The organism is Paracoccus sp. (in: a-proteobacteria), assembly GCF_032007265.1.
Taxonomy (GTDB): domain Bacteria; phylum Pseudomonadota; class Alphaproteobacteria; order Rhodobacterales; family Rhodobacteraceae; genus Paracoccus.
The window spans coordinates 24061-30634 of the sequence record NZ_DALZMB010000043.1 but is presented as its reverse complement, the minus strand read 5'-3'; the positions used below and the strand labels follow the sequence as shown (position 1 = coordinate 30634).

The 6574-nt window shown below is 59.4% G+C and carries 5 protein-coding genes and 1 pseudogene; all 6 read right to left on the bottom strand.

Features of this window, described 5'->3' with window-relative positions:
* Positions 1–324 (bottom strand): annotated as a pseudogene (locus RTS12_RS10840) (ATP-binding cassette domain-containing protein); the annotation flags it as partial.
* 65 nt (positions 325–389) lie between these two features.
* Positions 390–1352 carry an ABC transporter permease gene (locus RTS12_RS10835; RefSeq protein ID WP_312528335.1) on the bottom strand — a complete coding sequence of 321 codons (963 nt, stop codon included), beginning with the start codon at positions 1350–1352 and terminating at the stop codon, positions 390–392.
* Positions 1353–1526: 174 nt separating this feature from the next.
* Positions 1527–2612, bottom strand: a complete 1086-nt coding sequence (locus tag RTS12_RS10830; protein WP_312528334.1) for a sugar ABC transporter substrate-binding protein — start codon at positions 2610–2612, stop codon at positions 1527–1529.
* Between the two features lie 298 nt (positions 2613–2910).
* Complete coding sequence (locus RTS12_RS10825) at positions 2911–3813, bottom strand: XdhC family protein (protein WP_312528333.1); 903 nt, start codon at positions 3811–3813, stop codon at positions 2911–2913.
* A 3-nt stretch (positions 3814–3816) separates the two neighbouring features.
* On the bottom strand, positions 3817–4416 hold the full coding sequence (locus RTS12_RS10820; protein WP_312528331.1) for an Isoquinoline 1-oxidoreductase subunit: 600 nt from the start codon (positions 4414–4416) through the stop codon (positions 3817–3819).
* Positions 4413–6572: a molybdopterin cofactor-binding domain-containing protein gene (locus RTS12_RS10815; protein WP_312528329.1), complete on the bottom strand. Its 2160-nt coding sequence runs from the start codon at positions 6570–6572 to the stop codon at positions 4413–4415. The genes RTS12_RS10820 and RTS12_RS10815 overlap by 4 nt, the downstream gene beginning before the upstream one ends.
* Between the last annotated feature and the right edge of the window lie 2 nt (positions 6573–6574).

Here is a 6574-nt window from a genome sequence, read left to right as displayed (position 1 = left end):
ACCGATCTTATCCAATTGGCGCCGCGCCGCAGCACGCATCGCCTTCCAATTCATCAGGCCAAAGCGCAGAAACTGGGCCTCTTGACCAAGATAGATGTTCTCGGCCACCGACAGGTTCAAAAGCAAGGATTGCTCTTGAAAGACCATGCCGATGCCGTGGCGCGCAGCCGCGGCTGAATTGCGCAGCTTAAGCGGCTGCCCATCCAGCAAAAGCGTGCCCCCGTCGGGCTGATGCGTACCCGACAAAATACGCATCAATGTCGATTTCCCTGCCCCGTTTTCGCCGATCAAACCGACGACCTCATTTGGACGAATTTCGAGCGAGACCTGCTTGAGAGCAGGCACGCCCGCGAAGGATTTGGAGATTTCATGGGCTGACAGCATGGCTCTCACTTCACGATCTGAAGACGAAGACGGTCAAGCGACATGGCGACGGCCGCGATGATCAAAAGCCCCTGCACGGCCTGCTGCACATAGGGCGAAACCCCCAGCAAAATCATGCCGTTACTTAGGACTGTCACGATCAGCACACCGATCAGCGTGTTGATCACCCCACCTTCGCCACCGGTTAAGGCGGTGCCGCCGACAACGACCGCGGTCACGGCTGCAAACAGCCTGCCATCAGCGATGACCGCATCCGAGCGCCCCAGCTGCGCCGCCGCCAAAATTCCCGCGATGCCAAAGAAAAACCCCGCCAGGGAAAAGGCCATGATGCGAACACGGCGCAGGTTCACGCCTGAAAGCTCGGCCACCTCTTCGCCGCCACCGATTGCAAGGATATATCGGCCGAGCCGGGTGTAGTACTGAACCCCGCAAGCCAACGCAAAGGCCCCAAGCGCCACCCAGACCGAAAGCGGAAAGCCAAGAAAGCGCGTCAACGCGATCTCGCGGATCGAGGGATCCATCAGCCTGACGGCAGAACCACCCAGCATATAGACCGAGACGCCAAGGCCGATGAACCAGACACCAAGCGTTGCCATAAAGGACGGGATGCGCAGATAGGTCTGAATGACACCGGTCAAAAAGCCCATCGACGTGCTGGCAAGGATCGCTGCCAGAACCGCAAGCCAGCCGTAACTATTGGCATTGGCATCATTGGTGGCCAGCAAGACGGTCACCATTGCCGCGATCGACATCGACCCTTCGACCGAAAGATCGATGCTGCCCATCAAGATGATAAAGGTCAGCCCCATTGCCAGGGTCAGTGGAACTGCGGCGGAATTCGCGACCCGGATCAGATTTCGGGGCTCGATGAACAGCGGATTCGCAATCGTGATCAGAATGCAAAGTGCAACAAGCACCAGCGCAGGGGCCAAATTGCGCAAGCGCTTGGCGGTCAGCCAGCGGCCCATGATTTGCCCCCCTGAAGCCTGTTTGAATGGGTGAATGGATTTAATGTCTTCGACATTGCCGGACAAAGAAACGCCCCCTGATCTTGCGCCTTGCGGCCAGACTGCGGGTCAAGCGTGGCCCGCGACGAAAGGGGCAGCCGCAGGTGACTGCGGCTGCTGGCTTAGGGGGCGTCCTTAGCCGCTGGTGCGGGTCGGACCGACAACGCGGCCCCACAAATCGGACCAATCGATCGTGGGTTGGGATTCGATATTGTTCTTGTAATACTCTTCGACACTGTCCTTCGAAATCAGCGTCGCTTTCCCATAGAACTCTCGGTGGTCCGGGGGCTCTTTCGCGGGGTCGAATTTCTTCTGATGTGCGGCCAGCGCGATTGCCAGACCCATGCCACCTTGCCAGAACGGGTCCGAGGTCACAGTGCAGGCAAATTCACCCGCACGAACGGCATCAATCGCCGCCTTGATGCCATCCACCCCGACGACCGGAACCTGCCCCGCCAGACCTTCGGCGCGCAACGCCTCGAGCGCACCTGTGCCCATGTCATCATTGGCGGCCCAGATCCCCTTAATATCCCCACCAAAACGCGTCAGAAGGTTGCTGGTCAGATCATACGCCTCGGAGGACTTCCAGTTGGCCACCTGAAAGTCCAACAATTTGATATCGGGATTGGCGGCCAAGGCCTGCTCAAGACCGGTTTTGCGATCAATCGCCGCGGTATTCGAAATCTGTCCACCAAGCGCGACAATCCCGCCAGAGCCGCCGATGGTCTTGAACAGGATCTCGGCAATCTCCTTGCCGCTGGAGATGCCATCGAATTCAATATGCGAGACATAGTAGGGGTTGAAGTCGCGCGGGTGCAGATCGTTGGGCTTGTTCCATTGCGTCACGACACTGGCGCCAGCTGCAACGCAGGCCTCGACAATCGGGCGGGCGTCGGGGGTGTCGTTGGGGTCGGCGTTCAGCACCATATTCCCGCCGGTCTTGGCCAGCATCGCCTTGATATCGGCAATCCCTTTTTCGCTGTTCCCTTCAGAGACCAGGGTGACATGGCTTAGCCCGACCGACGCGGCAAAAGCCTCGGCCCCTGTCTTCCAAACCGCGTGATAGGGGTTTGACAGCGAGCGGATCGAGGTGACCAGCGTGGGCTGATCAGCCGCCAGAAGGCGCTTGGGCAAGGCTGCGACCGTTACCCCTGCGGCCACGGTCGCAAGGAACGTACGGCGTGCGATAAGTCCGGCATGTGGAAATCTTTGGTCCGTCATTGATATCCTCCCATTGGATCTCGATGGCCGGGTATCGCTTTTGGTTTTCATTTGTACGACAACCCTGCAACACCATAACCGTACTCAAACAATTCTGACCGAGCAAGAAAATTCAGTGAGACGGTAAATTATGCTGTTAGACCCATTGTTTGCTGGGATTTTGGCCTGTTTTCGCTCATGCTCGATCTGCCCGACCGGCCATAACCGATCAATTGGGCATAACGAAAAAGGTCGCGAATCTGTCTTGGCCGCCTAGATCATGGGGGGCTATCTGGGCTTCCTGACGGGGTTCATTTTGTCACAATAGACGTGCGCGTTCCAACACCTGGGCCAGGACCGAGGCCGCAAGCATACGCGCGTCACGCGCCGAGGGCACAAGCCCAAAGGGTGAAGCCAACTCTGCGACCAGATCCGGCGCCAGCCCGAGGTCAAGAAGCGCATCAACACGAGCGTGATGCGCGCGTAAGCTGCCCTGCGCCCCGACATATAGCGCGGGCGAGGTCAACGCAGCCGCAAGCAATGGGGGTTCCCAATCATGTTCGTGAAAAAACAGCGTCACGGCGGTTCGATGATCCAACGCCAGATCCTCTGGCCAGCGGCGACTGTGCAAATGGTGAAAAGGCGCCCCGTTCTGCGCAAGCTCTGGATCGGGTGATGCCACCTCGACCGGATAACCCGCAGCGAGGGCAAGAGCAGAAAAGGCCAGCATTTCCGGGCCTTTACCCAAGACGACAAAGCGCAGCTCGGGCTCGATCTGCAGGCGCAGCGGACCAAGTTCAAGAACAGCCGCCTGGCGCGCGCGCAAGCGGTCGGCCGCAATCTGCAGCGAGGCGCGAGGGGGATTGGGCAGGATCAAAACATCAAGCCCACCGCCGCAAGGCAGCACAAGATCCTGAAAGGGCGAGCCTTGCCCATAGCGCAGGCGACGCCCTTGACCATCGCTCAGTGCCTGCTGAGCGTGGACGATGACGTCACGATCAATGCAGCCCGAGGATAGGCTGCCCCAATATTGACCGCTTGTCGCGATCGCCATTGTGGCGCCGATCGGACGATAGGATGGGCCTTGGGTTCCAACAATCACCGCAAGGGCAACTGGATTGGGCCCAAGGGCCTGCGTCAGCTCAAGATCACTTTCGCAAATTCTGACAAGCGAAAGAGCACCATCCATCACATCTGTCAGCCCAGGCGCCACATGGGTCATGGGTTAACCCGGACAGGCAGCGCCAGTGTCGATCCAGGCGCGGGTCAACTGGGCAAATGCCTCTTGGCTGCCAGGGGCCGAAGCCCTGCCCGTTCCCGGCTCCCAGCCCCAGCCCACCAGACCGTCATGGGCATTATGCTCGTACAAAGCTTCAAGATCCTTGCCACCGTTCTGTTGGGGATCCTTGATCTGCGCGCAAATCTGGGAAAGGGATTTTCCGGCCCAACCCATCGAAACAGGAGCTAATAGCCAAGTTTCATGCCCGGGAATGCTACCTGCTTCGGTCGTGAAGTCGACGTTCTTGGGGCCATGGCATGTGGTGCAATTCATGCCCGCAGCACCAAAGTCCGCATCGCCGCGTACCACCGGCGGGTTATGGGGATGCATATCGTCACCTTGGGTCGGGCCGCCAGTGACCGGGTGGCAATTAAGACAGCGCGGATGGGTCAGAACCTTGCCCATTTCTGTGAATATCGCCGCAGATCTTTGGGACTGATCGGCGATATCTTTGAACGCATCGGGCGATTTCAGCCCATCTTCGGCGGCAAAAGCGGGCAAGGCACCCCATAAAGCGGCAATCAGCGTCAGGCCAAGATATTTCATGCCAAAGCTCCTGCCGAGAAGGGCAATTGATGCTGCTTTTGGCCGGTCAGGCCACGCCAGGCATTGGCCAAAGCGGGGCCAAGCGGCGGCACGCCCGGTTCTCCGACCCCGGTCGGATCGGCGTCGCTTTGAATGATTGCAACCTCGACCGCAGGCATTTCCCCAATCCGCAGCATCGGATAATCGTGAAAATTCGACTGTTCGACCTCGCCACCCGGACCAAGCGTGATGCGGCTGTGCAAAACCGCGCTTAGCGCATAGCCAATGCCACCCTCCATCTGGGCGCGGATGATGTTTGGGTTGACCGCAATGCCACAATCGACCGCGCACCAGACGCGGGTGACATGGGGGCGGCCATCGCGATCTTCGACCTCGACCACCTCGGCCACATAGGTGTTAAAGCTTTTGGCAAAAGCGATACCATAGCCCTTGCCGTCACGAGTGCGGCCCGCCCAGCCCGAGATTTCTGCGACCTTTTCGATCACCCCTCGCTCGCGCGTAGCCTCGGGCGGCAGCAAATCCAGACGCCCTTGAACCGGGTCCTTGCCGGCCGCCTCGAGGACTTCGTCAAGGAAGGTTTCGACCGCATAGGCCGTGTGAGTATGGCCGACCGAGCGCCACCACAAAACACTGACCGGACCCGACATCTGTGCCCAACCAATGCGCTTTGCCCCCAGACGATAGGCCAAACCGCTGGAGCCTTCGAATGAGGTCGTATCGGGGCCGCCTTTCATCATCGCCTCAAGGGGGGTGCCCGCCATAATCGATTGATTGGCAACGTTATTGTGCCACGCAACAATCTGGCCCGAGGCGTCCAGCCCGGCACGGAAGCTATGGACGGTCATCGGGCGGTAATAGCCGCCCTTGATGTCATCTTCGCGGGTCCAGACCAATTTGAACGCCCCGTCCCGGCCCGCAGCCTTGGCAATGGCGGCGGCTTCAGCGGCGATATGCGCAGACCCTTGCGCGCGGCGGCCAAAGGAACCACCCGCAAAAAGTACGTTGATCGTCACGTTTTCCGGCGGCAGACCCAACACATTGGCAGCCGTCGCCAGATCAAAACTGGGGAACTGGCATCCATACCACATCTCGGCCTTGTCGCCTTTGACCTCGATCACGGCGTCAAGGGGCTCAAGCGGGGCATGGGCAAGATAGGGAAAGCGAAACTCGGCCTCGATCACACGATCAGCGGCAGCCATGGCCCCATCATCGCCGTCTTGTTCAACGATCTTGCTGTCTTCGGCGGCCGCTTTGACATAGGCGCTGAAGAGCTCGTCCGAGCTGCGCGTTTCAGCGCCACTTTCGTCCCATTGAACGACAAGCGCCGCGCGCCCTTTGATCGCGGCGAAAGTGTTGGTGGCATAGACGGCAACGCCGCTTGGGATCTGGCGCACCATCTCGACGCCTTTGACCGCAAGCGCGGCCTTATCGTCAAAGCTTGCGACCTTTGCCCCAAATTTGGGCGGGTGAGCCACCAGCACGGTCAGCATCCCGTCGCGATACATATCCAAAGTGAACTGGGCCGTGCCATTACTTTTGGCATGTGTGTCCAGCCGCGGCCGGTCCGTACCGATCAGAACAAAATCCTTGGCCGCCTTTACGGGCGGATCAGCTGGCACGGCCTCTTGTGCTGCTGCCTGAGCAAGGGCCCCAAACCCCGAGGTTTTCCCTGAAGCCGCATGAGAGATCTTTCCGGATTTGACGGTAATCTCGGCCGCATCGACGCCCCATTGCTTTGCTGCAGCAGCAACCAGCATGGCGCGCGCCGCTGCGCCGGCCTTACGCATCTGCATATAGCTATTGGCCATGGCGGTCGAACCGCCGGTACCCTGTATCCCCATGAACAGGTTGGCATAAAGCTCTTGGTTTGCAGGGGCACCTTCGGCGCGCATCTGCGCCCAATCTGCGTCCAATTCCTCGGCGACCAAGGTTGCAAGGCCGGTGTATGGCCCCTGCCCCATCTCAAGATGCTTGATCATGACTGTGACAAGATCATCGGTGCCAATGCGCACAAAGGCATTGGGCGCAAACGGGGCGACCGGATCGGAAGCGCCGTTCATCGTCTGCGCCATTCCCCGCCCCAAAGGCAGGTTCATGGCCAAAATCAGCCCACCACCTGCGGCAAGCACAGCCCTGCGGCTTAACATGACGGTCATGG

Excerpts from the sequence above, each read along its gene's own strand:
- RTS12_RS10825 (WP_312528333.1), bottom strand. The coding sequence starts at position 3,813 with ATGACCCATGTGGCGCCTGGGCTGACAGATGTGATGGATGGTGCTCTT.
- RTS12_RS10820 (WP_312528331.1), bottom strand. The coding sequence starts at position 4,416 with ATGAAATATCTTGGCCTGACGCTGATTGCCGCTTTATGGGGTGCCTTG.
- RTS12_RS10835 (WP_312528335.1), bottom strand. The coding sequence starts at position 1,352 with ATGGGCCGCTGGCTGACCGCCAAGCGCTTGCGCAATTTGGCCCCTGCG.
- RTS12_RS10830 (WP_312528334.1), bottom strand. The coding sequence starts at position 2,612 with ATGACGGACCAAAGATTTCCACATGCCGGACTTATCGCACGCCGTACG.
- RTS12_RS10815 (WP_312528329.1), bottom strand. The coding sequence starts at position 6,572 with ATGACCGTCATGTTAAGCCGCAGGGCTGTGCTTGCCGCAGGTGGTGGG.